A 566-nucleotide genomic window follows, 5' to 3' on the forward strand; every position below is an offset into this window, starting at 1 on the left:
GGCCCGGTGCTGTGGGCGGCCGGTGCCCTGCTGCCCGCCGACCCGACGGTGCGCGGCTGGCTGCTGGACTACCTGCCGCCGGCCCGGACCCCGCAGTTCGTCCTCGGCGTGGTCACCGGCCTGGCCGTGCGGCACGGCGTGCTCCCCCGGGCGCGCCTCCTGCGGCCGGGGCTCCTCCCGGCGGCCGCCGCCGTGCTGCTCTTCCACGTCCTGCTGGTCCCCTGGCACGCCGCCGTCCCGGACTCCTCCTGGTACGGCCCGTACAGCGCCTCCCAGTTGCTGTCCGCGCCGCTGTTCGCCGCCCTGCTGGCGGCCGCCGCCCGGCGCGACACCGCCGGGGCCCCGCCCCGGCTGCTGGCGGGCCGGACGGCCGTACGGCTCGGCGAGTGGTCGTACGCCTGGTACCTGGTGCACGAGATCGGCGTCCGCTGCTGGCTGGCCGTCCAGGGCCGCCCGGCGCCGGGGGCCGCAACGCTCGGCGTCTGGCTGCTGCTGGCGGGCGGCTCGCTGGTGGCCGCGGGGGCCCTGTACCGCTGGGTGGAGCGGCCCTGCGAGCGGCTGCTGCG

At 79.5% G+C, this 566-nt stretch carries 1 pseudogene; it reads left to right on the forward strand.

What is annotated here, in order from left to right:
- Positions 1-566 (forward strand): annotated as a pseudogene (locus AE652_RS42780) (acyltransferase); the annotation flags it as partial.

Origin of the sequence: Kitasatospora sp. MY 5-36 (assembly GCF_001182915.1) — a bacterium.
GTDB lineage: Bacteria > Actinomycetota > Actinomycetes > Streptomycetales > Streptomycetaceae > Kitasatospora.